Genomic DNA, 25513 nt, shown 5'->3' with positions numbered 1-25513 from the left:
GTTTAAGATTTCGAACATGCTGCTTGTTTTTCATACCTGGGCATTCAGTATTTCGGCAATGTGCAGCACCTTTACCTTACTATTTTGTCTTTTCAGGATGCCCTCCAGGTGCATCAGGCACGACATATCGGCAGCGGTTACAAATTCGGCACCGGCATTCTGATGATCACGAACCCTGTCGAGGCCCATTCTTACAGAAACGGCTTCTTCTGTAACGGCGAAAGTACCACCAAAGCCACAGCATTCATCGCGACGCTGCAGGGGCACAAGCTCCAGTCCCTTTACTAATTTCAGCAGACTTTCCGGCTTGGAGTAAGGAGCGGCCATCAGTTCGCTCATCTGCGCCAGGCACAAGCCTCTTAAACCGTGGCAGCTCTGGTGCAGTCCTACTTTATGGGGAAAGCTAGCCTGCAACTCCCTTACCTCTAGCACATCTGTCAGGAACTCTGTGAGCTCCCATACCTTTGCTCTTAGGGCTGCTGCCTTAGCTTCGTTTTTATCAGAATGGAGATGTTCTTTAACATGCAGCACACAGCTTCCGGAGGGTGATACCACATAATCGTAGGAAGAGAAATTGCGGATAAAGTTTTCGTTACAGCCACCGGTGAGGTGCTCAAAACCTGCATTTGCCATGGGCTGTCCGCAGCAGCTTTGTTTTAGCGGGTACTCAACCCCTACGCCCAGCTTCTCGAGTAGCTGAAGTGAGGCAATGGCAACCTGTGGGTAGAATTGATCGATATAGCAAGGCACAAATAGTCCAATGGTCATACCAGGGCCTTTTGGGTAGGGGTGTAGAATTTAAGTTTGATGATGTCGGTGGGCATTGGTTTGGTGTTCCAGCTTTTATGAATGGCCAGGGCGGTGCCGGCAGCGGTAGCCTGTGCCATGGAAGCGGCATAGACTTCTATATTGGGAAAAGCACTGGCCAATAGGTTCATGTACACACTGTTCTTACTAAAGCCTCCGTCCAGGAAGATACGCTTTACCGGGCTCTTTTTCAACACCAGTTGGGTAGATTTAACCTGCTCCCTGACCAGATCCATGATCAGCCGGTGATAAGCTTCTTCAGAAGAAGCAAAAGCTGAAAGCTCTCTTTTGCCAAACTTTGTCAGATCCGGCTTTTCATCCTGCTGATCTTCAGCCTCTAAAGCATCCTGCCCCTGCAGCTTAGCTGCTAAAGCAGCATCGAAGTGGAGGCTGCGGAAGCGGGCGCTGCCCTGGTTGAAGTGGGCGGCAATTCTTTTCACCTGCTGCTCGTGCTCCATGCCTGCAAAGAGCCTGGAGGCTTTTACTGGTCTGCCTTTGTAGTCCAGGTAGCAGAGGCAATCGTTTGCAAGCTCGGCTACAGTTAGGGGCTGCTGGTTGAAAGGATTCAGGCTGATGCACCAGGTGCCCGTGGAGATAAGCACAAAAGGCTCGTGGAAGCTCTCCAGGTAGGGGATCAGGGCCGCAGAGCTGTCGTGCAGACCAATGCCGGTAAGGATAGTAGCCCCCGGAAAACAGCTGGGCACGGTGTGGTCATAAGGGGCAATGGGTGCCAGCTTTGCTGCAAGGCCTTCTGCTTTCACCCAGGGATGGTACTGCTGCTTTTCAAAGTCCCACAAGCCCGTATGGCAGCCAATGCTGGTAAGATCTGAATAGCAGCTGCCCGTGATGAGCTGACTTAGGTACTGTGGAAAGTGCAGCGCCCATTTTATTTTTTCAAAAAGCTCCGGCTTCTCCTGTTTGATGCGGTAGAGCTGCAGGCCAGCATTAAGGCTGCCCAATACCGGCGAAGCGGTGCACTTGGAGAATGCATCTTCTCCTCCCCATGTAGTGTAAAACTGCTCATGCAGCTGCTGTGGGTAAGGCTTGAGGTAGTTGTAAAGGGGTGTCAGGGCTTTCCCCCCTTCATCCAGGTACACCAGACTTGCCCCATAGCTGCTGAAGTTAATGGCTTTGATAGAAAACTCCTTCAGGCGGAAAACCTCCATCAGGGAATCAAAGACAGACAGGCGCAGTGACTCCAGGTTCTCGCAGGGGTATCCATCCTCATCTACTGTTTCTGCAAAGCGGGCAGACTTTTCATAGACGATCTCGTACTCCTCATCGAAGAGAAAGAGCTTCTTGTTTGTTTTGCCTACATCAAAAATGGCGATAACTGCTTTGGACATGCTATAATCCGCTGGCTACTGTTTTGCTTCCTCTCTGCCCTACAAGCTGCTCCCTAAGCCCCAGGCTGCGGTAGAGCTGCAGGGGCTGCAGGGCACCGCCCGCTCTTAATCTTGCCTCTGCCACCAGGGGCCGCACATCTGTTCTGAACACCCCCTGCAGCAGCTCCTGTGCTGCGGCCACATCATTGTTCTGCTGGGCTTCTTCCAGGGCTTTTCTATCCACCAGCAGCGCCTGTGCATAGGCGATCATAATGGCTTCTACTGATTGCAGCAGGTCCTCCAGGGGGTCCTTGAGGTTATGGGAGGCATCGATCATCCAGCCAAGGTCCCTGGCATGGTTCATACCACGCGCATCCATGCCTTCCACCAGTTCATTGAAGATGAGGAAGAGCTGGTAGGGCTTCAAGCAGCCGGTGGTCAGGTCATCATCTCCATACTTGGAGTCGTTGAAATGGAAACCGCCAAGTTTTCCTTCCATCAGAAGGAGAGAGACGATCTGCTCGATGTTGGCATTGGGCAGGTGGTGGCCCAGGTCTACCAGCGTATAGGCTTTGGGTCCCAGTTTAGTAGCATAAAGCAGCGACTGGCCCCAGTCGCCTACGGTGGTGGAGTAGAAGTTAGGCTCATAGGCTTTATACTCTACGTACATTTTCCAGTGATCGGGCAGGGCAGCATATACCTGCTGCAGGCTCTCCAGTGTATTTTCAAAGGCTCTTCTGAAGTTGAGCTGGCCCGGGAAAGAAGAACCATCAGCCAGCCACACAGTAAGGGAGTCAGAACCTAACGCTTTGCCCCACTCGATTACCTCCAGGTTATGCTCCACAGCCTGCTGCCGTACCCTTTTATCTACATGCTGCATGGATCCCCATTTGTAGCTGTAGTTTTGTCCTTTCTGATCCTGGAAGGTGTTGGAGTTCACCGCATCAAAGATCAGCCCATGCTCATCTGCCAGGGCTTTGATTTGGGCTACATTGGTAGGAATATCCCAGGGGATGTGCAGGGAGATGGCACCGCTGGAGCGGTTAAGCTGATGCAAAAGGCCTACATCTTCTATTTTTTCCTCCAGGCTGCGGGGTTCTCCTTTACCCGAAAACCTGCCAAAGCGGGTACCGCCGGTGCCGAGGGCCCAGCTTGGAATGGCCACCTGGAAGTCCAGCAGCTTCTGCAGCACACCTTCTATGGGTGCATACTCCTGGGAGAGGCAGTTGAGCCTGCGCTGGTGCTGTAAGAGTAGCTGATGATTATGCTCATCGATATGATATTTTTCTATTCTCATGCCTATTGAAGTTGAGGGGAAAGGGAAAAAAGAGATGGCCAAACCACTGGCCACCTCTTTGTTAAACCAACCAACCTTAAATAAAGAAAACCAACCTTTCTTTATGCTTTTAACAGCAGCTGTTCCTTTGCTCCTAAAGCCAGAGCTTGTGGATAAGCAGCTGCCGATCTATGATCTTTTGTCTATTGTCTCTTGTCTTGTCATCACCTGACAAAGGCCATGGCCACACCACCATCTACATTGAGTACATTGCCGGTAGATTTATGCAGCTCTCCGCCAACAAAGGCAAAGCAGGCTGCGGCGATGTCTTCGGGCAGGATGATCTCGTTCAGCAGGGTGCGTTTGGCGTAGAAGGCCGGTAGCTCTTCTACGGTAACACCGTATGCTTTTGCCCTGCCCTGTGCCCATCCGCCTTCCCAGATCTTGCTGTCGGAGATCACCGCATCAGGGTTCACCACGTTAACCCTTATCTTATCCTTGCCCAGCTCTGCGGCATTGAGCCTGCTTAGGTGCAATTGTGCTGCCTTGGCAGAGCCATAGCCGGCATTGTTGGGTCCAGATACTAAAGCATTCTTGCTGACGATGTTCAGCACATCACCACCCAGGTTCTGCTTGCGCATGATCTCTACGCCTGCCTGTGTTACTAAGAACTGTCCTTTTACCAGTACATCGTATAAAAGGTCCCAGTCCTTCTCTGTATGTTCTTCTATGGGTTTTGAGATGGAAAGACCCGCGCAGTTTACCACGATGTCAACACCACCAAAAGCAAGGGCTGCCACATCATAGGCTGCCTTGATCTGGTCAGCACTGGTAACATCTAGAAGGGCTGTAGCATACTGGTCCCGGCTGTATTCCCCCTTCAGGTCTTCTGATGCCTGCTGCATGCGCTGCTGGTCATTGTCGTTGAAGACAACCACAGCTCCTTCTGCTATGAATCTTTTGGCAATAGCCTTGCCGATGCCTCCGGCACTGCCTGTTACCAGGGCTATTTTACCGGAAAGAGCTTTAGGTTTTGGCATGCGCTGCAGCTTTGCCTCTTCCAGCAGCCAGTATTCGATGTTGAAGGCTTCCTGGCGGGGCAGAGAGGTATATTGGGAGATGGCTTCGGCCCCTCTCATTACATTGATGGCATTGGTATAGAACTCTGCTGCCACACGGGCTGTCTGCTTGTCTTTGGCAAAAGAGAACATGCCCACACCCGGATAAAGAATGATCACCGGGTTGGAATCTCTGATCGCAGGGCTGTTGGGGTGCTTACAGTATTGGTAGTACTCCCGGTACATCTGGCGGTACTCTTCAAAGGCAGGGGCCAGCTTTTGCTTGATCGCTTCCACATCAGAAAGATCTGCATCCGGGGCCATCTCCAGTACCAGTGGACTGATCTTGGTGCGCAGGAAGTGATCAGGACAGGAGGTGCCCATAGGCGCTAATCGCTCCAGGTCCTGGGAGTTGATAAACTGCAGCACGCGTTCATCATCGGTAAAGTGGCCAATCATGTGCCGCTCACTGGAGCAGAAACCCCTTAGCACCGGGGCCAGTGCTGCAGCTTGTTTCTTCCTGTTTGTTTCTGGCAGGCTCTCCAGTTTAGCGCCGCCAAATACAGGGCCTTTTTTGCCGGTGTTTTCTTCTATATATTCAGCACAACGCTCTATTACTTCTAAAGTGTTGATGTAGCTGTCGTAAGAGGTGGCACCCCAGGTAAAAAGGCCGTGGGAGCCGAGCATAATACCCCTGATGCCGGGATTCTCCTCCAGGCACTCACGAAGCTTCAGGCCAAGATCGAAACCTGGCCGCTGCCAGTCTACCCAGCCAATAGAGCCGCCAAAGAGTTCTCTGGTGATGGCTTTGCCATCTTTAGCGGCTGCAATGGCTATGGCAGCATCGGGGTGCAGGTGGTCGATGTGGCGGAAGGGCAGAAAACCATGCAGTGGTGTATCGATGGAAGGGGCTTTGGAGGAAAGATCAAAAATGCAGTGGTTGAACAGCTCCACCATCTCATCTTCGTGCTGTATGCCGCGGTAGACGTTGGTAAGGCTGCGCAGGCGCTCTACATACAAAGCAGCCAGGCCGCTTCGCTTGAGGGTGCCTAAATCTCCGCCGGAGCCCTTCACCCACATCACCTCTGTTTGCCTGCCCGTTAAAGGATCTTTGGCTGTGGTTTTGCAGGAGGTGTTGCCACCGCCATAATTGGTCAGGCGCAAATCAGCTCCTAATAGATTGGAGCGGTAGATCAGGAGGCCTACTTCATCTCCGGCAAGCTTTGCTGCCGCCTGCTCGTCCCATAGGTAGCTTACGTGGCTGAAGCTCGGCTTAGTTAATAATTGTTCCATCTCAGGTTCTTATGTTTTATTGTTCCAGGCATAATAGAAGATGTGCATTCAGCCCATTTTCAATTGCTATAAATACTAGGATAATCACTGTCTTCTTTGCTCTTATGGCACTTGGTTGTTGCAGTCTTTCCAGTGCCAGCAGGGGAGAACTAAGAAGCTATGTAACAATATTAGCGTAAGCAGAAAACTTCTTTATCATGCTCTGTCCTGTTCTCCGGCAACTTATTTTTAATAAAAAATACTGTTTTTGCCTTAAATAATAATCCCTGTTATGCCGCCGCGCAGCAATGACCACAGCCCCGGTGTCGGGGGTGAAATCTTTAAGCAATTCACATAATCCCTGTTATTTAATACAGGGAAATTAGCAGCTGTTATTCTTCCTGTATTACGCTGTTCAGGAAGGCTGATGCTGTGCAGCATTCATCTTCAAGGCAGCCAGCAGAAACCAGCCCATTGTTCCAACCAGCATCAGGGTTTTGTTCAGCTGCAGTGATATAAGGCCTGCATAAACCATGAATGAGGGCAGCAGGGTAAGCAGCAGGCAAACGATGGAGAGTAAAAAAAGTATTTTTTTCATGATACCAGTAGGGTTTCGGGTTTATCGGACTGATTGGACTTCAGCTCATTTTGCAGATGAGTGTGCTTCTGGAATAACTTGCTGGCTACAATGTAGATGAACACTGCTGCAAACCAGCCCGGCAGGCCCAGGAAGAAAATATCAATATTGAACATCAGGTTTAAGATCAGGCAAAGGCCAAGCGTTAATCCCCAGGTAAGGGCTACCGACCAGTTAAAGGAGCTGTTGGTGCGCATGGCATAATTATCCTGCAGGCCAATTTTAGGAAACACCATTACATCCATATAAATGATTGCACCCAGTGGCATTAATATCAGCCCGTATAGTGCTACAAACTCGAGCAGCTGCATTACCAGGGCCGGGAAACAAGCAGCAAGCGTAGTAAGTCCACCAACAAAAAGGGTAACCTTCCAGGTTTTCCATTTGGGGTTGATGGATTGAATGGCCAGTCCGGCACGGTATAGAGTAGGATTCGCAGTTGTCCAGCCGGCTATTACCACGCAAAGAGCACCGGCAATACCGGCAGCCCGGTAGGCGATAGGACCCGGGGCAAATTCTGTACTGTTGTTAGACTCTATCAGGAAAAGCGAGTACAGGATACCCGAAGCAATCCAGGCAATGTAATGCCCAAGGAACACACCTGTAGCAGAAGAAAAACCGTACTGCCATTTTTTAGCATAGCGTAAGATAGACATATCTGCCATGCCTATGTGCATGGCCATGTTACAGAACCAGGCAAAGAACATGATATGCCAGAAGGTAAATTTGCTTTGTCCTTCCAGGGGTACTCCATTCCAGATCTTTGTTTCTGCAACCGGCCAGAAATCGGCCAGTGAATTAATGCCCAGCTGGGGTAAAACACCGATGGCTGCTGCTATGAACACCATGATCATCCAGGGGGCAGCTACATTGGCAAAGCGCGATACCTGCTCAAAACCAAACATGGCTACCACGGTAGTAACAATGCCTACAATCAGCACCGTCACCACCCAGCCAATGCTGCTCGGCAAAACGTCGTGCAGGGAAGGCATGGCCAGATCGAAGGGGATGCCAATGGCAGTAGCAGAAACGGCGATCATAGAGCCTGCCAGGAAGCAGAACATCAGTGCATTGATGAGGTTGTAAAGCAGAGAGAAGCGCTTGCCGGCAATTTTCTCAAGCTGATAGTAAAGGGTAATACGTGTTTTAACAGATACACGTGCAGTAAAAAAAGCCCAGCTAAGAACAGCCAGTATATTGCCTAACAGCAGGCCAAAGATAAGGTCCGGTGCGCTGGCACCATGGGCTACGAATAGAGGACCGATTACGAACTCTGTTCCTGCGGTGTGCTCTCCGGCGTACATTCCAACAAAGCTTTTCCAGCCTTTTAGTTTATTGCCTGGTATTGGCTGGCGCTCATATTCATTAACAGAATCAAGCTTTTTGAAAAAATTCTTCTTGCTGAACATGTAAAATATATTGTTCGGGTTTGGTAACGCTTTTCAATATATAAAAATGTATGCAATCGTTTGTCCTGCCCTGTCCTGTATATGAATATTATTCTGGACAATATAAATTGCAGGTTTAGAAGAATGCCTGGTCTACCAATTATATCACCTCTGAAAGAGGCTGCAGTGCTTATCTTGATTAGCAGCTGTGCAAATCATCGAACTGCAAAGTCATAAAAATTCACCCCTGCAGTATCGTCTACAGCAGCGTTCAAGCTGAAAAGAAAAAGTTTAAAGCCTATGCAATGAGACCAGTATCAAGCAGGAACATTGAAAAGAGGGCAGGATAGGAGCTTGCGCTGATTATTCAAACCCTTGCACTAAAACCCCAGAGCTACAGATAAACACATAATTGTACCTGAAAACAAGAATGAATGCCCAATTGAACTCTGGATCAGACACGCTGTAGTTTACTCACAGCAGTAGACTGACGGGCAACCAGGTCAGTTTTAAGTACGATTTGTTTGGGCTCAAAATTATCGGGCTGCTCTATCTGGTTCAGCAGATTTGTGGCAGAAATTTCGCCCATTTTATAGGCAGGTTGCGATATAGTAGTCAGAGATGGCTCCAGCAGGGCCGCCTCGGGTATGTTGGTGAAGCCAACAAGCGCAATATCATCAGGAATTTTCATCCCTCTCTCTTTAATTACCATCATCACGAATGTTGCCACAACATCATTGATGCAAAAGATTGCTTCCGGTGGATTAGATCCGTTCAGCAGGCTATGGGTTTTTTCAGCCACCTCGTTGCCCAGCATATTGGTGTGGCAGATAAGAGTTTCGTCTATAGGAAGCGAATGTTTCTTATGCGCATCGATATAACCGGCAAGCCTGCTCCTGCTGATCAGAAGGTGTTCTGGTCCGGAAACATGCGCAATGCGCCGGTATCCTTTTTCTATAAGATGTTCGGTTGCATTGAAGGCACCGTCGTGGTCATCTACCGTTACTTTGGAGGCAGAAATTTCGTCGCAAACCCTGTCGAACAACACAAGGGGAATTTTTTTGGAAAAAACCTGCTGTAGATGATCATAGCTGCTGGTCTCCCTGGAAAAGGACATCATCAGGCCATCTACCCGGCTGGCAATAAGTGTTTGAACCAGTTTCGCTTCTTTCTCGAAGGATTCATTCGACTGGCAGATAATGATGTTATAACCCTCCCGTGCAGCTACATCCTGGATACCACTGATGGTGGCGGCAAAAAAATGGCTTACCAGGTTGGGCACAATCACCCCCAGGATATTGGTTTTATTGTTGCGAAGGTTCTGGGCGATCTGGTTAGGCTGGTAGTTCATGCGCCTTGCCATTTCTTCTACAGCCCGCCTTGTTTGCGGCTTGATTTGTGTTACACCATTCAATGCCTTGGAGACGGTTGATGGTGATACATTCAAGGCACGGGCAAGATCACGAATACCAGTTTGCTTTTTTTTCATCGGGGTAGCACTTTATGCAAAACAATCGATCAAGAAAATGGCATTAGTAAACCCAGGCAGACGAACCAGCAGCAGTTCCGGGGAAATACCATGTTATATTACAACTACAACTTTAGTACTGATGGTATAATTTAACGAAGTATAATGGTAAAACAGCGAATAACCATCAATATAAAGGGGGTGACTGTAAATTTTCTGTCTTAAAAGTTAATTCTGCGTTCTCAGGACAGTAAGTGCTGAAGAATACCGGGAGCAGTTGGCTCCCGGTTCTCTTTTTGGTTATTTACAGCGATACTCCTCTTTTCCAGGGGATAAAGTCATCCTGCCCCAGTTGGGTAGCTTTAGACTTGATGTTGCCACTGGCAACCTCTATGATGTGTTCAAGAATATGTTCACCCATTTCTTCGATGGACTTTTCTCCTGCAATAACAGGTCCTGTATCGATATCAATAATATCGGGCATTCGTTGTGCCAGCCGTGAATTTGAGGAAATCTTAAGAACGGGCGCAACAGGATTACCTGTTGGTGTACCCAGGCCAGTGGTAAACAGAATGATGTTGGCGCCAGAGCCAGCCATGGCTGTAGTGCTTTCCACATCATTACCGGGTGTGCACAGCAGGTTAAGGCCTGGCTTAGTAACATATTCTGCATAATCCAGTACATCTACCACCGGTGAGGTTCCGCCTTTTTTGGCCGCACCGGCAGATTTGATGGCATCGGTAATCAAACCATCCTTGATGTTGCCCGGGCTGGGGTTCATATCAAAACCGGAGCCTACAGCTTCTGCAGCACTGGCATAGGCACGCATCAGGGAAACAAAGCGATCGGCAGTGGTATCATCTACACAGCGGTTAATTAATTCCTGCTCAACCCCGCACAATTCAGGAAATTCAGAAAGAATGGATTTGCCACCCAGTGCAACCAGCAGATCAGAAGCATGACCTACCGATGGGTTTGCAGAAATACCTGAGAAGCCATCGGAACCACCGCATTCCAGCCCAATGACCAGTTTGCTTAAAGGAGCAGGCTGGCGTTTTTGCTTATCTGCTTCCACAAGGCCGAGGAACGTTCTGCGGATGGCCCTGGCGAGCAGCTCCTGCTCGGTACCTTCCTGCTGCTGTTCCAGGATGATGAGCGGTTTTGAGAAGGATGGGTTCAGGGCCTTTAATTTTTCTTCCAGTATGCTGATCTGGGCATTCTGGCAACCAAGGCTTAATACAGTGGCACCGGCAACATTCGGGTTATGGATATACCCGGCCAGCAGGGCACACAGCATTTCAGAATCCTGCCTGATACCGCCACAGCCACCTTCGTGGGTTAAGAATTTGATGCCATCTACGTTTTCGAAAATGCGCCTTTGACCATTTGATGTTTCAGGACTTAATGGTAGCTGTTCGATAGCTGCAGTATTACCAGACTGGTATAATTCTACCATCTGGTGTACGTATGATTTGTACATGTCCTGCTGACCAAAACCCAGCTCCTCGAGGAAAGCCTGTTTGATGGTATTTACATTTCTGTTTTCGCAAAAAACCAGTGGAACCACCAGCCAGTAGTTTGCTGTACCCACCTGCCCATCCTGACGGTGGTAGCCCATGAATGTTCTGTCTTTCCATTTAGATACATCCGGTGCCTGCCATTGGAAAGTTTCGGTTTTGCTGCCAAAGGAGGAGGCCTGGTGCTTTACATTCTCTGTAGAAAGCACGCCACCCGATGGTATGGTACTCATTGCCTTGCCTACTAATATGCCATACATATAGATGGGCTGTCCCTGCTCAATCTGGTCTTGTGCAAACTTATGTTTGGCTGGCACAAATTGTTTTAGGGTAATGGCTGTACCATTATAATCTACCTGTGTTCCAGTCGCCAGATCTGTTAATGCAACCAGTACATTATCATCGGGGTGGATCTTTAAAATATTATTTGCCATAAGTAAATAGGACTGTGACTGCGCAATCGATTGCACAAGTTAGCAATTTTAGCAGTAATTCAAAATGCTTTTAAGATTGTGTGTGTTTAAATTGTTGCATTAACCTGAAACAGCTAAGCTTTAGACATTGAGAATTACCACTGCTGACCAGTACAGTTACTGCTATAAAGCAATACAGACTACTGACTGGCTCCTTTACTTAATGAACAATGGCCGGAACAGGATTAGTTTCCTTAGAGGCGCCCCACCAGCTCAGAGGCAGCTCAATTTCACTTACAGAATTCACAATCAGGTCGGGCTTAAAGGCAAATTTCATCAGCTCTTCTTTTTTGGCAACACCCGATAGCACCAGAATGGTCTTGTAGCCCATTTGCACACCACCCTGGATGTCTGTAGACATGGTATCGCCAATAACAGTAGTTTCGGCGGTTTGCAGCCCCAGGGCTTTGCGGGCAGAACGCATCATTACCGGGCTGGGCTTGCCTACTTCAAAAGCCCTGATGCCGGTGGCTTCTTCAATCATGGCAGTGGTTGCCGCGATACCAAGGTTGTTCCAGCCTTTTTTCTTGGGAGATGGGTCGCGGTTGGTGGTAATAAATTTGGCGCCTTCCAGGATCATATCCACTGCACGCTGTACCATTTCCAGGGTAAAGTTTCTTCCTTCCCCAAGAACTACAAAGTCAGGATCGGTTTCCACCATCACCAGGCCATTTTCATGCAAACTGGTGAGCAATCCGCCTTCACCCAGTACATATACGGTACCATTTGGCTCCTGACTTGCCAGAAACTGCCCTGTTGCCATGGCGCTGGTGTAAACGTGACTTTCACTCACTGTAATGCCAAGCTTTTTCAGCTTTCTTACAACCTCCAGGGGAGTGCGCTGGCTGTTGTTTGTCATAAACATGAATGGAATGTTCTTTTTCAGGAGCTTTCTGATGAAGTCATCGGCTCCGGGTATCAGGCGGTCTCCGCCATAAATTACCCCATCCATGTCGATCAATAATCCATGTGTCATATGCTGTGCACTTTAAAATTCAAAACAAAAAATAAGTAGCTGACCAGCTTCAAATTTAAAGCTAATTTACAAATGAATGCATTTAATTTCAATAAGCAACCGAAACTGTCAGGCATCTATACGTATAACAAATGGAAACATTTGCTAAAAGGTTTATTTTTTAACCTTTTATTAATCTTTAGTTAATGCAGCAACAGCACCTGGTTCTTATGGTTTAGCGGCTGATAATGAGGCAGGAAGACAGTGCAGATACCACATGTTCAGGTTTTGAAAGCTAGATTTTATAGCGGGCAGGTGTTACAAATATCAGCAGACTGCATGCTTTCAAAATATGATGCTAAACAAAAAGGGTGCTTGAAAGAGCACCCTCATTGTAAATAAGATTTTTTTCTAAGCTTTAACGTCCTGGGGAGCACAACTTCTATTTTCCTACCACAACAGCTTCTTTTTCTGCCTGGTGCTGCCAGAGCTCCTTAAAGTGAGTACCGTTGAGGCGGAGCAGCTCAAATGTACCTTCTTCTATAATACGGCCACCCTCCAGTACATATATATAATCGAAGAGCGGGAGCAGGTGTAGCCGGTGCAGCGAAGAAATTACCGCCTTGTCTGTAAAAGCTGCAAACAATTTCTGGTACAGCTGGAGCTCGGTGCGCGGGTCTACACTGCTGGTGGGTTCATCCATCAGTACAAGCTGGCTACTGCGGGCGGCCAGAATACCCCTGGCAAGCGCAAGGCGTTGTTTCTGACCACCCGAGAGGTTAACACCTTTTTCCTGTATACTGGAATCCAATCCATTGGGCAGCTTCAGGACTACGTCTGAAAAATGAGCCGTTTCACAAACCTGCCGGATCTCTTCCTCTGTAAAAGGCAATCCAAGCGTAATGTTGTAGCGAATGGTGTTTTCAAATATTTCAGGCTCCTGCGGAAAGAGGGTTACTGTATTTGCAATATGGCTGAAATCGATAGCTGAGGTTTCATCTGCTGTAGCCACCACCCCAGATTCGGGCATGTACAGGCCACGCAAAAGTGCCAGGAGGGTGCTTTTACCACTACCACTTTCACCAATCAGTGCTATACGTTCGCCCCGCCTTATGCGCAGTTGCAGCTCATGCAGCCCTGTGCGCTTCTCCAATGCGGCAGCCTGGTGGCTGAAACTAAGCTTACTGATCTCAAGGCTCCTCCAGTGCTCCGGCAGAGAATCTGCGAGCGTTGGCCTGTGCTGCTGCTGGTAGGCCTCATCAATATTTTTGGCTGCCTCAACATTGGCATTGTGCTGCACTATTTTAGTATACTGGTAAGCCACATCATAAAACACGCTGGTAAACTGGTTTACATAAGCCAGCAGGGTCACCAGGCCACCAATCATAAAAGCTTCGCCAGGCTGCCAGTGCTGGTACACATAACCAACCACAACCACCACATATATGAGCGCTACAAGCATGGTAGCAGTAAACCATTTCCATTCATTTACAACTATCTGCTTTTTGAAGGGCGGGTAAACATGCTTGATCTTTTTAAGCACACTGGACTGCATTCTCTTTTCAAGCCGCAGGGTTATGACTGTAATGATGTTTGACAGGCTATCAAAAAGCGTAGAGGATACAGCATGTTCACGCTCATTCTGCTCATGCAGTGCTTTTACAAAAGGTTTATCGAACTGAAAAATTACCCAGATGGTAAAGATGCCGATTGCTACACCCACTGCGCCAAACAGGGGAGAGAAGTACACCATCGCAAGCAGGGAAAAAACAAGCTTGGCCATTACCTGCAGGTATACGAAACCATGCTGAAAGAATTCCTTTAGTGCTTCATAGGCTTTACGCAGCCGGTTAATGGTAGAGCCGGAGTGGTGGTCCTGGTGCCATTTCACCGGCAGGTGCAGTACCTGATGATAACGTTCATTCAGAAAATTTCGGCTTAAGTTAAAGGCAAGCTTTCGTTCCATCACGCGGGCCGGACCATGAAATGCCCACTCCAGAAGTTTGAGGCCTATGTAAGCGGCACCAAAGATCCAGGCATGACCAAGGGCATCCACACCCTCTTTTTGCAGGGAATCGATAAACCAGCCATACAGCAGCGGGTGCATGGCCACCATAATGCAAGCCATTATAAACATGGCGTACACCAGCACAAATCGTTTTCGCTCACGCCGGGCGAATTGCCAGGCAGTGCGTATCAGAGAAATATAAGGATTATTCATTATTGGATGAGCTGTAGCAAGCGTACAGCAGGAGTAAAGTTACTTAAATGCCTGATGGGAGTAGGGGCTGAAATAGAGATCAATATTACATTGGCTGGTGCAGCTTTTCTACTGGATATATGACCTATTTATCTGATATATAAGCCATTGGAGGTCTTATTTTCAGAACAGTGCCCTTATCTGGGAAATCAATAGATGAAAGCAGAACATCTACCTTACATCCGGTCTGCATATAATGAGGTTGATTATTTATTTCTCCGGCACAGGCCAGGAGAAGGGATGTTCAGCTGATTTAAATGATCAATGAATACGATACTAAATTTATTAGTATTAATTACTAAAATATTTAGTTTTCATCAAACCCTCTTTTTTTACTGCCGTATAACTTAATAAACCAAGCTGATCATATTATGAAAGTGAACATACATGAAAAGCCATTTTTAGATAATGGCAGACATACAGTGAAGATAACAGAAATTGAAGATGGTAAAAGCGAGCATAAGGATGTTCCTTTTTTCAACTGCCGACTCGAAAATGAAGATGGTTTCGTTAACCAGCGCTTCTACCTGAGTGAACCCGGGCAGCCAATCCTGGCTTCGTTTCTACAGGCTGTAGGAGTGGAGAAAGAAGAGTTCAACACCAAAGAACTGAAGGGCAAGATCCTTTCTGTTGAAGTGGAAGAGCGGACTTACGAGGACCCGAATGGTAAAGAAAAAACAATCAAGCAGGCCACCCATTTTCGTCCGGCAGGCAAAGCCGAAATATCAGATCGCTTTTAATTGATGAAAAACATAGCTGAACAAAAAGGAGGAGCAAAGGCTCCTCTTTTTTTTGAGCTAACACAACGATAGATCAGCAGTTATTGCGAAATTAACGGCAATATTAAACTGGCTGTTCCTGTTCAGCAGGCATATTAGCTTGCCTTGCTACAGATAAGGAGGCGCAGCCGGCAGTCACACATTATAATTTAATTAAGCAGCATTGATAAAGTTAAATCGCGTACATCATATTGCCATTATATGTTCTGACTATGAAAAGTCTAAAGCATTTTACCTGGATGTATTAGGCTTTGAAATTTTAAAAGAAACCTACAGAGAGGAAAGAAATTCTTACAAGCTTGACCTTACCCTTCATGGAAGCTATGTTCTTGAACTATTCTCATTCCCGGATCCACCTCACAGAGTAAGCAGGCCTGAAGCAACAGGTTTAAGGCACCTGGCTTTTGAGGTTGATGATGTGGAGCAGACAACTGAAATCCTGAAAAAGATGGACATAGAAGCTGAGCCTGTTCGTGTAGACGAGATAACAGGTAAAAAATTCACATTTATCTCTGACCCAGATAATTTACCTATCGAATTCTACGAGCAATAACCCTTCCTTGGTTTTACTGAATGTTGAACCAGACTTTAGCTGTGTTCAACAGAACTGCATTGGCGCAAACCTTCTACCGGAGTATAAGTGTAAGTAGAAGCCAGAAATTTACTTTTCCTTGAAATATAGTTTTACCCTCGTCACACAAGGGTCATTTGTTTTAAAATTGCTACCGAACTGTAGAAAATCTTTCTATAAAGCAGCAATCATCTTTAAATTCTCATAAGCCTGTTTATCTTTGCAGGCCGGAAAGCTTTACTCAGGGTTTAAACTTTAATTCAGTGATGACTCATTTACATACAGGGTGGTGCGATCACACCCCTGTCAGCTGTTAAGAGGTTCATTCAATTCAGGTACCAGACATATCATCTTACGGCTGAACAACCCGGTCATTAAACTACAGCGCCAGTTACACCCTTTTATATAAATAACAGTACTACTTAATAAGTTGATATCGGAAAAGGCCAATTCTGCAGAACAGCCTACAAAGAACAGGGGCCCTTTATCTTGCCCGGTTTATCTGATCATGATTTAGTATAATTCCTATTTGCCTGCTTTAAAAAACATATAGGTTTATTTAGGTGAGCGAGAACTTTGTTTGAATGGAAGTTGTATATACTACAGTGCAAAATCTTAATTTACTGGGCGATAATACTTTATTATAAGAAGCCAGCAATATAAGCCTCAGTGACAGCGTTAATGGGGTTCTGCAAATCAGGATATTGTAATTTTCGAAGTAGATTTCTCTTGATCCAGCGGCCTTTTCCAGTTAAGACATTGTACTGTTATTCAAGGAAAATACCTATTGTATAAGAATATTGTGAAGAGTTGAAGAGATGAGACAGTTAAAAATAACCTACCAGATCACCAACCGGGACAGCAATACCGTTGAAAAGTATTTTAACGATATCTCCAAAGAAGGCCTGTTGACTCTGGATGAAGAAGTAGAATTAGCCCGCAGAATTCAATTGGGCGACCAGCTGGCGCTGGATAAGCTTGTAAGGGCTAACTTACGTTTTGTGGTGTCTGTTGCTAAACAATACCACAATGGTACCATGCCACTCAACGACCTGATCAACGAAGGTAACGTTGGGTTAATCAGAGCAGCTCAGCTGTTTGATGCCTCAAAAGGTTTTAAATTTATTTCTTACGCCGTATGGTGGATCCGCCAGTCTATAATGAAGGCGCTGGACGACCATGCCCGTATTGTAAGGGTGCCTTCCAACAAACTGGGCGACCTTTCAAAGATCAGCAAAGCTGTATCTGCCATGGAGCAGCAGTTTGAGCGTGAACCAACCCCCGAAGAACTGGCAGATTTCATGGGGGTTGATGTAGAAGATATTCAGCGTACCAAAAAAGCCTCCATCAGGCAGTCGTCGCTCGACGCACCTTTCGGAGAAGATGGAGATGGCTCTCTGCTGGATGTGATGATTAGCCCGGATGCCATTGAAACAGATGCAGCCCTGGTACAGGGAGGCTCTTTGCGTGCAGAACTGGAGCGTGTAATGGCTACCCTTTCTGATCGTGAGCAGGAGATCCTGAAGAAACTTTTTGGTATAGACATGGAATACAGCATGTCTATGGAAGATATTGGCGAAGAGCTTGGCCTCTCCAGAGAGCGCGTAAGGCAGATAAAGGAAAAGGCACTTGCAAAAATGCGTGCCACTTCCAAAATTGACCTGCTTAAGTCATTCGTGTAAGCTGCCCTCCTCAAGAGGTAATTCAGCTGAAATTAGCATTAGGGATGCCCTGAGTTGAAATAAATTCAGCATCGTTTTTCATAAGAGCCTTATCCTGCAGGATAGGGCTTTTTTTTTGCTCCCTGCTTAATGCTGCTGTTGTGTTCATCCAGCCATGTTAGCTGACCAATATCATGTTTTCAGCAGACAACAATCATTGATAAGCGGCTGTGCTGTGGCTAGTTTCGTGGTATAAAAATGGAATAGAGAGCCATGAAAACTATAATTGTTGCAACTGATTATTCAAGAGCCTCCTGCAATGCTCTTGCTTATGCTGCTGCCTTAGCCAGGCAGTGGCAGGCTAAAATTGTATTGTTCAATTCTTTTCAACTACCAGCTCCTGCAGCCAATGCGCTGTTTCTGGCAGAAAGAAAAGGAAGATTCCTGGCTGAAAACCGGGAACGCTTAAAAGCAATTGCCGAACAGACAGCTTGTTTGTACAACATACAGGTTGGCTGGTCAACTAATTTCTCCTACATCACCGAAGAACTGGATGTGCTGGTAGAGCTGCTGGATGCCGACCTGGTGGTGATGGGCATGCGGGGTAGTTCTGAAGACAGAAAGATATTTGGCAACAGCACCACTACCATTATTCGTCATGCTAAATATCCTGTATTGGTGGTGCCAGAAGAAGCCAGCTTCACAGGTATAGAAAAAATACTGTTTGCATGCGATTATAAATCACTGGCAGCGAATAACAGGCTAAAGCTTATGCACGAGCTGGCAATAGCTTTTGATGCCCGCGTTCAGGTTCTGCATGTAGAAAAAGCCGAAGAAGAACTGGTGCCAGTGGGTGCGGTTTCCATGGATAATGAAGGCAGTAGGTATAACACAATGCTGGGTTCTGTTAACCTGGATCCGCTGCTTTCTAATGTAAAGCACGAGTATAAATACCTGGGAGAAGATAATATAATACGCGGTATTGACAGGGGGGTAGAAGAGTTTAAAGCTGATTTGCTGGTGATGGTACCGCATAAGTGCAGCTTCTGGGATGCCCTGCTGGAAAGAAGCAACACATGCAAAATGGCCGTCAATACCCACGTTCCCTTACTGGCCTTACCCAATGTTAAAAAATAGTGCTGCAGCCCCGGGAACTCTACAATGCCCGGGTCTAGGCACCGCTCTGTCCTTGGGAGTATATCCTGCTGAATTACGATGGTATGTACTCCGGGAATATTAAACTCAACTAACCAACGATTTAATGTTATTACCTATCTATTTTCCTCATGTTGCTACCTGGATCAACAGAAGACAAATGATACTTGCAGCTGACGTAGGTGGTACAAAAACAATCCTTGAGCTTTTCGAGGTAAAGGATGAATGTTTTACCAGCCTTAAAATCTGCACCTATAAATCCAAGGATTATCAATCGCTGCTGGATATCATTAAGCTGTTCCTGGTCGATCAGGCAATACCTGATAAAATGTGCATTGGCATTGCCGGACCTGTTTTGAACGGCAGGGTAAAAACCACCAACCTTGCCTGGATGGTAGATGGTGAGGAGATTCGCCGCTATCTCAGCATACCTTATGTTTTCCTGATCAACGACCTGGAGGCAAATGCCTACGGACTGGCAGCACTACAGCCTAAAGACCTTATTTGCCTGCATGGAGGAAAACCCCAGGTAAAAGGAAATGCCGCTATCATAGCAGCAGGCACCGGCCTTGGTGAGGCAGGCTTGTTCTGGGATGGTGAAAATTACCATCCTTTTCCAACAGAAGGCGGCCATGCCAGCTTTAGCCCCCGTTCAGAACTTGATATTGCCTTGTGCAGTTATCTGCAAAAGCAGTTCGGGCATGTAAGCTGGGAGAGGGTAGTATCAGGCATGGGCATCTACAATATATTTCTCTTTCTGCGCGATGTTATGCATCGGGAGGTACCAGACTGGCTGGCAGAAAACATCAAAACCGGAGACCCTGCCGGCGTAATCAGCAAGGCCGCGCTAAATACAGAGTGTGACATTTGCAGAGAAACGATGACCCTGTTTGTGCATTACCTGGCGGAAGAGTCTGCTAACCTGGTGCTGAAAATGAAAGCAACGGGAGGCCTTTACCTGGGTGGAGGTATTGCCCCGAAAATTCTGCCACTCCTTACGGAAGAAAGGTTTATGCCTGATTTCTTTCCCAGAGGCCGCATGAGAGAGCTACTGGAAGGTGTGCCTGTAAACATCATCTTAAACCCGCACACAGCCTTACTGGGCGCAGCATATTATGGTGCCTACAATGGCATGTTGATAAACATGCTGGAGGGAGCCCAGTTTGATACTGCACTGATCAACAACTGATAACACCTTTTCATACATACATCTGTTTACATCCTGTTCGGAAAGCGGTAGTACCTTGGTGAAAACCTAAGTGCTACCGTTTTTTTTGCTGATGTAAGCAGGAATTCAGTTAACGGCGTACTATTTTATGCAGGGCTTTCACCAGCTTCATCAGAATCAATACTAATTTTTCTGAATTAGGAGATCTAATACTCACTGAACGTGAAATCTGATTTAGAATCAGTGTTAGGTGCTCCCTACCGGTCAACTCCGCGCAGGCGGGGGCCAACCAGGAAGGATTTTGCAGAACTTAAGTGGAATGGTAGTATCCATAACTCACCTTTATTTGATTAGCCCTGGCTTCAGCTGTGGGTTAGCTTTTTATTTCAGCAAAGGCTAATATCAAAAAAAAACAGCTTTAGAATTCTCTAAAACTGTTTAGGCTTGGTTTAATGAGTGTTGTCGGTGTAAAGTTTTTACCTTAATAACTGAAAGACAGCTAATGAATAGGGGAGGTTAAAACAAAGATCATCTACTTACATCAGTCCATTCAATTCACTTTTACTTCGCGAAAATACTGGCTGAAAATGGCGACTGTTTTAGCGATTTGCTCTGCAGTGGGTGGTTCCACACCCTCCAGCTTATAGGGCATCCCAAGTGCCTCCCATTTATGCACGCCTAGTTTGTGGTACGGCTGAATCTCGATTTTCTCAATACATGTATAATCTTTGAAGTGAGCACCCAATTCATGCAGGTACTCTTCCTGATCAGACCAGCCCGGAACCAGCACATAGCGCAACCACATAGGCTTGCCGGTAGATTCTCTGTATTCTGCCACCTTTAGAGTTCCAGTGTTGGATACGCCGGTAAGCTTGTGGTGCCAGTCGTCGTTGATGTGTTTAACATCCAGCAGCAGTATGTCTGTTTCCTCCAGCAGCACTTTTGTTTCAGTATCAAGTAACCTGCCGTTTGAGTCCAGGGCTGTATTGATGCCTTCTGCATGGAGCCGCCTGAACAGGGGGATGAGGGTTGATCTTTGTAACAGCGGCTCACCACCCGAAACGGTTACGCCCCCTTTTTTTCCAAAATAAGGCTTTTGCCGGATAGCACGCTGTACGAGCTCCTCTATGTTGATAAAGGCGCCACCCTTGATTGCAATGGTATCGGGGTTGGCGCAGTAGAGGCATTGAAACTGGCAGCCCTGCACAAATACGACCATGCGTATTCCCGGACCATCGTGTGTTCCAAAAGTCTCAATAGAGTGTATGCGCAGCTCATCAGGGGCTGATTTGCTCAGCGCCTTTCGCTTTCTGTCTGTTCCCTCTGGTAGGTTTGAATGCTGCTGCACCAACAGTTTGGTTGTGATCATGATGGTAATAAAAGGGCCCACACCCTGGCAATGTTCAATATGGTTAGCAGATTGAGAAAATCACCGGAGGTGGGCCAAACATTTTACATTCTCTCGTGGAAGGTTCTACCAATTACTTCCAGCTGATGTGCTTTAGACAGGCGGATAAAGTTAACCGCATAACCTGATACCCTGATGGTAAGCTGCGGGTAGTTTTCCGGATGGTTGTAGGCATCCAGCAGGGTATCCCTGTTGAGCACGTTAACATTCAGGTGATGGGCTTTTTTACTGAAGTATCCATCCAGGAGGCCAACCAGGTTTTCCACCTGATCTGCAGGGCTGCTGCCAAGTGATTTAGGCACAATAGAAAAGGTGTTGGAAACACCATCCTGTGCGTAACGGTAATCTAGTTTGGCAACAGAGTTAAGCGATGCAACAGCACCATGCGTATCACGGCCATGCATAGGGTTCGCACCAGGAGCAAATGCCTCACCAGCTTTCCGACCATCGGGGGTTGCACCGGTTTTTTTGCCATACATTACGTTAGAGGTAATGGTAAGCAGCGATAGGGTAGGCACTGCATTTTTATAGCATTTGTGCCTGTTCAGCTCTGTAAAAAAGAACTGAGCTACAGTACGGGCTATTTCATCCACCCGGTCATCATCATTACCAAATTTAGGGTAATCACCTTCTATGGCAAAATCTACAGTCAGTCCGTCTTCGTTTCTGATGGGGCGCACTTTTGCATATTTGATGGCAGAAAGTGAGTCGGCAATAATGGATATACCGGCAGCGCCATAGGCCATATCGATGCCCGGGTCAGTATCTATGAAAGCGAACTGGGCCTTTTCATAATAATACTTATCGTGCATGTAGTGGATGATGTTCATGGTTTTGGCATACACCCTTGCTACCTGTTTCATGGCCTGTTTAAAATTCTCCATTACCTCGTGGTAATTGAGATAAGCCCCGCTTACAGGTGCAATGTCTTCCAGTATTTGTGCGCCGCTTATTTCTTCACGGCCAGCATTAAGCGCCATCAGTAAGGCTTTGGGCAGGTTGGCACGTGCACCAAAGAACTGTATGCGTTTACCAATTTCCTGGTAGGATACACAGCAGGCAATGCCATAGTCATCAGAGCCGCGCACCTCGCGCATCAGGTCGTCGTTCTCGTACTGAATAGAGGAGGTATCAATAGACACCCGGGCACAGAAGTTTTTGAAACCTTCCGGGAGTGCCTGTGACCAGAGTACTGTAAGGTTTGGTTCCGGAGATGGACCTAAGTTGTATAGCGTCTGCAGGAAGCGGAAAGAGGTTCTGGTAACCTTTGTTCTGCCATCTTCCAGCTGTCCGCCAATGGCTTCGGTTACCCAGGTTGGGTCACCGCCAAACAGTTCGTCGTAAGCGGCAGGCCGCAGGTGGCGTACCATGCGCAGTTTCATCACAAACTGGTCAATCAGTTCCTGTGCTTCAGATTCATCGATCAGCCCATCAGCCAGGTCTCTTTCTATGTAGATGTCAAGAAAGGAAGAAACGTTACCCAGCGACATGGCGGCACCATCCTGCTCCTTAACGGCAGCCAGGTAGGCCATATACACCCACTGAACGGCCTCTTTTGCATTTTCTGCAGGGCGGCTAAGGTCTAAACCATACAGTTCACCAAGCTTTTTAATGTCCTGCAGTGCTATGATCTGGTCTGTTACTTCTTCACGAAGCCTGATCTGATGCTCTGTAAGCTCACCTTCAATAGCTTTCTTGTCTGCTTCTTTTGCAGCAATCAGCCTGTCGGCACCGTAGAGGGCAAGACGGCGGTAGTCACCAATAATGCGTCCACGGGCATAGTTATCAGGCAAACCTGTTAAAATACCTTTGGAGCGATACTCCCTGATCTCCTGGTCGTAGGCAGAGAATACAGCAGTATTGTGATCTTTTGCATATTTGAATACCCTTTTAACACGTGCAGAAACATCCAGTCCTTTTTCAGCAACAGCATTTTCTACCACCCTGATACCACCAAAGGGCTTCATGGCACGTTTCAGCAGCTCATCTGTTTGCAGACCAACAATAACCTCAAGCTCTTTATTGATATAGCCAGGTCCATGGCTGGTAACGCTGGAGATTGATTCAGTATCAATTGCCCTGCATCCGCCATTCTGGCGCTCCTCCTTCATGGCCTGCAGGCATATTTGCCACAGTTCTTTTGTTCTGTCAGTAGCCGGAGTCAGGAAGGATGCATCACCATAGTAAGGGGTGATAAACCTTCTGACAAAATCTTTCACATCAATACGGTCATTCCAGGTGCCCCTTTTGAATGACAAATTGTGTTGTTCTACCAGATTTATCATGATCTTTTCGATTTACAGTACTGTGTACTTTGTATAGGATAATGATTTAATTTTCTAATGATGCAGAAGCTTGTTTTAGTGCTGGCGGGCAAGCTCCAGTGTTGGCTTAAAGCTTCCGGCATCCTTAGTTTTGGCTGATTTCAGCTTTTTGATTTCCCACCTCATCAGGAAAGAGACTGCAAGTGCCAGCACCAGCAAAGCAGCAAAGCAGTATAGCGTTCCATTATAATTTTGAGTAACAGAGCGGGTCCAGGCAGCAAAGAGTGGTCCTGCCATTCCGGCAGCGGCCCAGGCAGTAAGGATGTAGCCCAGAATAGCACCCAGTTGCTTGGTTCCGAATATATCTCCTATAAAAGCTGGTATGCTTGCAAAGCCTCCGCCATAGCAGCTTATGATGGTGAAGATCAGTGCCTGGAAAAGTATTGCATCTGTTACTGCCGGTATCAGTAAAAAGGCAGCAATTTGTATTACAAAAAAAACAGTGAACATATTAGGCCTGCCTATTTGATCGGAAAGTGTAGCCCAGCCAATGCGGCCTGCACCATTAAACAAGCCCATAAAACCTACCATGGCAGCTGCAGCTATTGCTGTAAAGCCTGCATATTCCTGGGCCATTGGCGAAGCAGCAGAAATGAGTGCAATACCACAGGTAATGTTGATAAAGAACATAAACCAGAGGTACCAGAACCGAGGGGTCTTTATTGCTTCGTTGGCTGTTAGCTGTGCTAAATCTTCGCTTATTTTAATTTTACCGGCATCAGCGCCAGCCTTAAAACCGGCAGGCACCCAACCCTCCGGGGGAGCGGCAAGGTAATGTGATGAGCTGAAGATGATCAGAAAGTAGGCACTGCCCATGATAAAGAAAGTGTTGGCAATACCAACAGCAGAAATGAGCGCTACAATGATGGGGCTGCTGATAAGCGCTGCAAACCCAAACCCCATAACGGCCAGTCCTGTGGCTAAACCACGCCGGTCGGGGAACCATTTGATCAGGGAAGAAACTGGGGTTATATAGCCAATCCCAAGCCCAATGCCACCAAAAACACCATAAAATAGGTATAGGAGGGGCAGCGATTCCATTTTAATGGCAAAACCAGAGCCTACAATGCCCAGCCCAAAGAAAAGAGCAGCTAATAAGCCAGATTTCCTAGGGCCGTGTTTTTCCAGGAAGTGTCCCAGGAATGCTGCCGAAATACCCAGGAAGAAAATAGCAAGGCTAAAGGTAAACTGGGTGTCTTTCAGCTCCCAGCCAAACTGATCGATCAGGGGTTTGGTGTAGACACTCCAGGCATAAACAGAACCGATGGAGATATGAATCCCTACGGCTGATGCAGCTACTAGCCACCTGTTTTTCTCCTTTGCCATGATACTTTATGATATATTATTACTTTATTTCAATGCTGTACAATAGCCCTGCCCGAAATTTCACTGTTAATATGCAGGATGATTTAATGCCAGGGCGGTACTAAATTTGTATCACAAAAGAAGCGCAGGGCAGTCCCCTAAAAAATGATAATAATCATGCTGAAAAGAGATATTGAACAGGTCTCTAAAAGGGGGTATACTTCGGGAAATCCTATTTTTTTTGGGGGGAAGAGGTATATAAGGTTTGCGCAACCGATTGATGTTTGGCAGTGGTGATTGATGTTATAAGAAGTGGTTACAGTGAAGAAAATGGAAAATAAAAAAATAATATTTGTATATAATGCCGACAGCAGCCTGGAGCACCAGGTGTTCGATTTTCTGCACAAGGCCATTAGCCCCTCTACATACCAATGCAGCCTGTGTGCCATCACCTACGGCACCTTTACCATCAAAAATGAATGGAAGGAGTATATCTCCGGTTTATCGTTCCCGGTGGAGTTTCTGTACCGGAATCAGTTCAGGCGCTATTATCCAGGTTTGAAAATAAAATACCCTGCCGTGATGGTAGCCGAAGGCAAAGAGCTGAAAGAGATTATCGGGGCGGAGGAATTAAAGCAGCTGGAACTGGATGGTTTGATGCTTACACTTAGAAAACGTTTAGCAAAATAGCTATTCCACAGCCCGC

General features: G+C 46.9%; 20 protein-coding genes. 7 read left to right on the top strand and 13 right to left on the bottom strand.

What is annotated here, in order from left to right; genetic code table 11:
- Positions 1 to 30: 30 nt before the first annotated feature.
- From KWJ01_RS20450 to KWJ01_RS20440, 3 genes are read right to left on the bottom strand one after another with little or no spacing between them, the layout of a single operon-like run.
- A complete protein-coding gene (locus KWJ01_RS20450; protein WP_224998973.1) occupies positions 31 to 768 on the bottom strand; it encodes a (Fe-S)-binding protein in 738 nt (245 codons plus the stop codon).
- Positions 765 to 2153 (bottom strand): FGGY-family carbohydrate kinase, encoded by a 1389-nt coding sequence (locus KWJ01_RS20445; RefSeq protein WP_224998972.1) that lies wholly within the window; start codon positions 2151 to 2153, stop codon positions 765 to 767. The genes KWJ01_RS20450 and KWJ01_RS20445 overlap by 4 nt, the downstream gene beginning before the upstream one ends.
- Before the next feature lies 1 nt (position 2154).
- Positions 2155 to 3429, bottom strand: coding sequence for a TIM barrel protein (locus KWJ01_RS20440; protein ID WP_224998971.1), 1275 nt, complete (start codon positions 3427 to 3429; stop codon positions 2155 to 2157).
- On the opposite strand from KWJ01_RS20440, the gene KWJ01_RS20435 reads away from it, so the two are divergent.
- Positions 3428 to 3640 (top strand): hypothetical protein, encoded by a 213-nt coding sequence (locus KWJ01_RS20435; RefSeq protein WP_224998970.1) that lies wholly within the window; start codon positions 3428 to 3430, stop codon positions 3638 to 3640. The genes KWJ01_RS20440 and KWJ01_RS20435 overlap by 2 nt on opposite strands.
- Here KWJ01_RS20435 and KWJ01_RS20430 read toward each other — a convergent pair.
- The 7 genes from KWJ01_RS20430 to KWJ01_RS20400 all read right to left on the bottom strand — a co-directional run bounded on the left by KWJ01_RS20430 (position 3633) and on the right by KWJ01_RS20400 (position 14397).
- On the bottom strand, positions 3633 to 5759 hold the full coding sequence (locus KWJ01_RS20430; RefSeq protein ID WP_224998969.1) for a bifunctional aldolase/short-chain dehydrogenase: 2127 nt from the start codon (positions 5757 to 5759) through the stop codon (positions 3633 to 3635). The two genes, KWJ01_RS20435 and KWJ01_RS20430, sit on opposite strands and share 8 nt — an antisense overlap.
- A 394-nt stretch (positions 5760 to 6153) precedes the next feature.
- Positions 6154 to 6336 carry a hypothetical protein gene (locus KWJ01_RS20425; protein WP_224998968.1) on the bottom strand — a complete coding sequence of 61 codons (183 nt, stop codon included), beginning with the start codon at positions 6334 to 6336 and terminating at the stop codon, positions 6154 to 6156.
- Positions 6333 to 7784 carry a cytosine permease gene (locus KWJ01_RS20420; protein WP_224998967.1) on the bottom strand — a complete coding sequence of 484 codons (1452 nt, stop codon included), beginning with the start codon at positions 7782 to 7784 and terminating at the stop codon, positions 6333 to 6335. Before KWJ01_RS20420 ends, KWJ01_RS20425 begins: the two co-directional genes overlap by 4 nt.
- 433 nt (positions 7785 to 8217) lie before the next feature.
- Entirely contained in the window at positions 8218 to 9252 is a 1035-nt protein-coding gene (locus tag KWJ01_RS20415) for a LacI family DNA-binding transcriptional regulator (RefSeq protein ID WP_224998966.1), read from the bottom strand.
- Positions 9253 to 9535: 283 nt separating this feature from the next.
- Entirely contained in the window at positions 9536 to 11182 is a 1647-nt protein-coding gene (locus KWJ01_RS20410; RefSeq protein ID WP_224998965.1) for a UxaA family hydrolase, read from the bottom strand.
- A 199-nt stretch (positions 11183 to 11381) separates the two neighbouring features.
- Positions 11382 to 12197, bottom strand: a complete 816-nt coding sequence (locus KWJ01_RS20405; protein ID WP_224998964.1) for an HAD-IIA family hydrolase — start codon at positions 12195 to 12197, stop codon at positions 11382 to 11384.
- A 421-nt stretch (positions 12198 to 12618) separates the two neighbouring features.
- Positions 12619 to 14397 (bottom strand): ABC transporter ATP-binding protein, encoded by a 1779-nt coding sequence (locus tag KWJ01_RS20400; RefSeq protein ID WP_224998963.1) that lies wholly within the window; start codon positions 14395 to 14397, stop codon positions 12619 to 12621.
- 410 nt (positions 14398 to 14807) lie between these two features.
- Here KWJ01_RS20400 and KWJ01_RS20395 point away from each other — a divergent pair, with 410 nt between their 5' ends.
- The 5 genes from KWJ01_RS20395 (at position 14808) to glk (ending at position 19791) form a co-directional block, all read left to right on the top strand.
- On the top strand, positions 14808 to 15176 hold the full coding sequence (locus KWJ01_RS20395) for a hypothetical protein (protein ID WP_224998962.1): 369 nt from the start codon (positions 14808 to 14810) through the stop codon (positions 15174 to 15176).
- Between the two features lie 202 nt (positions 15177 to 15378).
- A complete protein-coding gene (locus KWJ01_RS20390) occupies positions 15379 to 15768 on the top strand; it encodes a VOC family protein (RefSeq protein ID WP_224998961.1) in 390 nt (129 codons plus the stop codon).
- Between the two features lie 836 nt (positions 15769 to 16604).
- Positions 16605 to 17468, top strand: a complete 864-nt coding sequence (locus KWJ01_RS20385; RefSeq protein WP_224998960.1) for an RNA polymerase sigma factor RpoD/SigA — start codon at positions 16605 to 16607, stop codon at positions 17466 to 17468.
- A gap of 252 nt (positions 17469 to 17720) precedes the next feature.
- Positions 17721 to 18584: a universal stress protein gene (locus tag KWJ01_RS20380; RefSeq protein WP_224998959.1), complete on the top strand. Its 864-nt coding sequence runs from the start codon at positions 17721 to 17723 to the stop codon at positions 18582 to 18584.
- 124 nt (positions 18585 to 18708) lie between these two features.
- Positions 18709 to 19791 carry a glucokinase gene (gene glk / locus KWJ01_RS20375; RefSeq protein ID WP_224998958.1) on the top strand — a complete coding sequence of 361 codons (1083 nt, stop codon included), beginning with the start codon at positions 18709 to 18711 and terminating at the stop codon, positions 19789 to 19791.
- Between the two features lie 529 nt (positions 19792 to 20320).
- Here the strand turns inward: glk and pflA are convergent.
- The 3 genes from pflA to KWJ01_RS20360 all read right to left on the bottom strand — a co-directional run bounded on the left by pflA (position 20321) and on the right by KWJ01_RS20360 (position 24828).
- Complete coding sequence (gene pflA, locus KWJ01_RS20370; RefSeq protein WP_224998957.1) at positions 20321 to 21139, bottom strand: pyruvate formate-lyase-activating protein; 819 nt, start codon at positions 21137 to 21139, stop codon at positions 20321 to 20323.
- 83 nt (positions 21140 to 21222) lie between these two features.
- Positions 21223 to 23463 (bottom strand): formate C-acetyltransferase, encoded by a 2241-nt coding sequence (gene pflB / locus KWJ01_RS20365; RefSeq protein WP_224998956.1) that lies wholly within the window; start codon positions 23461 to 23463, stop codon positions 21223 to 21225.
- A gap of 75 nt (positions 23464 to 23538) precedes the next feature.
- Complete coding sequence (locus KWJ01_RS20360) at positions 23539 to 24828, bottom strand: OFA family MFS transporter (protein WP_224998955.1); 1290 nt, start codon at positions 24826 to 24828, stop codon at positions 23539 to 23541.
- Between the two features lie 309 nt (positions 24829 to 25137).
- Here KWJ01_RS20360 and KWJ01_RS20355 point away from each other — a divergent pair, with 309 nt between their 5' ends.
- Positions 25138 to 25497: a hypothetical protein gene (locus KWJ01_RS20355; protein WP_224998954.1), complete on the top strand. Its 360-nt coding sequence runs from the start codon at positions 25138 to 25140 to the stop codon at positions 25495 to 25497.
- Positions 25498 to 25513: the final 16 nt, after the last annotated feature.

This window comes from Cesiribacter sp. SM1, assembly GCF_020178975.1.
In the GTDB taxonomy this organism is placed as follows: domain Bacteria; phylum Bacteroidota; class Bacteroidia; order Cytophagales; family Cyclobacteriaceae; genus Cesiribacter.
This window is presented reverse-complemented; position numbering and strand designations above follow the sequence as displayed.

Excerpts from the sequence above, each read along its gene's own strand:
- KWJ01_RS20450 (WP_224998973.1), bottom strand. The coding sequence starts at position 768 with ATGACCATTGGACTATTTGTGCCTTGCTATATCGATCAATTCTACCCA.
- KWJ01_RS20445 (WP_224998972.1), bottom strand. The coding sequence starts at position 2,153 with ATGTCCAAAGCAGTTATCGCCATTTTTGATGTAGGCAAAACAAACAAG.
- KWJ01_RS20435 (WP_224998970.1), top strand. The coding sequence starts at position 3,428 with ATGCCTATTGAAGTTGAGGGGAAAGGGAAAAAAGAGATGGCCAAACCA.
- KWJ01_RS20440 (WP_224998971.1), bottom strand. The coding sequence starts at position 3,429 with ATGAGAATAGAAAAATATCATATCGATGAGCATAATCATCAGCTACTC.
- KWJ01_RS20430 (WP_224998969.1), bottom strand. The coding sequence starts at position 5,759 with ATGGAACAATTATTAACTAAGCCGAGCTTCAGCCACGTAAGCTACCTA.
- KWJ01_RS20425 (WP_224998968.1), bottom strand. The coding sequence starts at position 6,336 with ATGAAAAAAATACTTTTTTTACTCTCCATCGTTTGCCTGCTGCTTACC.
- KWJ01_RS20420 (WP_224998967.1), bottom strand. The coding sequence starts at position 7,784 with ATGTTCAGCAAGAAGAATTTTTTCAAAAAGCTTGATTCTGTTAATGAA.
- KWJ01_RS20415 (WP_224998966.1), bottom strand. The coding sequence starts at position 9,252 with ATGAAAAAAAAGCAAACTGGTATTCGTGATCTTGCCCGTGCCTTGAAT.
- KWJ01_RS20410 (WP_224998965.1), bottom strand. The coding sequence starts at position 11,182 with ATGGCAAATAATATTTTAAAGATCCACCCCGATGATAATGTACTGGTT.
- KWJ01_RS20405 (WP_224998964.1), bottom strand. The coding sequence starts at position 12,197 with ATGACACATGGATTATTGATCGACATGGATGGGGTAATTTATGGCGGA.
- KWJ01_RS20400 (WP_224998963.1), bottom strand. The coding sequence starts at position 14,397 with ATGAATAATCCTTATATTTCTCTGATACGCACTGCCTGGCAATTCGCC.
- KWJ01_RS20395 (WP_224998962.1), top strand. The coding sequence starts at position 14,808 with ATGAAAGTGAACATACATGAAAAGCCATTTTTAGATAATGGCAGACAT.
- KWJ01_RS20385 (WP_224998960.1), top strand. The coding sequence starts at position 16,605 with ATGAGACAGTTAAAAATAACCTACCAGATCACCAACCGGGACAGCAAT.
- KWJ01_RS20380 (WP_224998959.1), top strand. The coding sequence starts at position 17,721 with ATGAAAACTATAATTGTTGCAACTGATTATTCAAGAGCCTCCTGCAAT.
- glk (WP_224998958.1), top strand. The coding sequence starts at position 18,709 with ATGTTATTACCTATCTATTTTCCTCATGTTGCTACCTGGATCAACAGA.
- pflA (WP_224998957.1), bottom strand. The coding sequence starts at position 21,139 with ATGATCACAACCAAACTGTTGGTGCAGCAGCATTCAAACCTACCAGAG.
- pflB (WP_224998956.1), bottom strand. The coding sequence starts at position 23,463 with ATGATAAATCTGGTAGAACAACACAATTTGTCATTCAAAAGGGGCACC.
- KWJ01_RS20360 (WP_224998955.1), bottom strand. The coding sequence starts at position 24,828 with ATGGCAAAGGAGAAAAACAGGTGGCTAGTAGCTGCATCAGCCGTAGGG.
- KWJ01_RS20355 (WP_224998954.1), top strand. The coding sequence starts at position 25,138 with ATGGAAAATAAAAAAATAATATTTGTATATAATGCCGACAGCAGCCTG.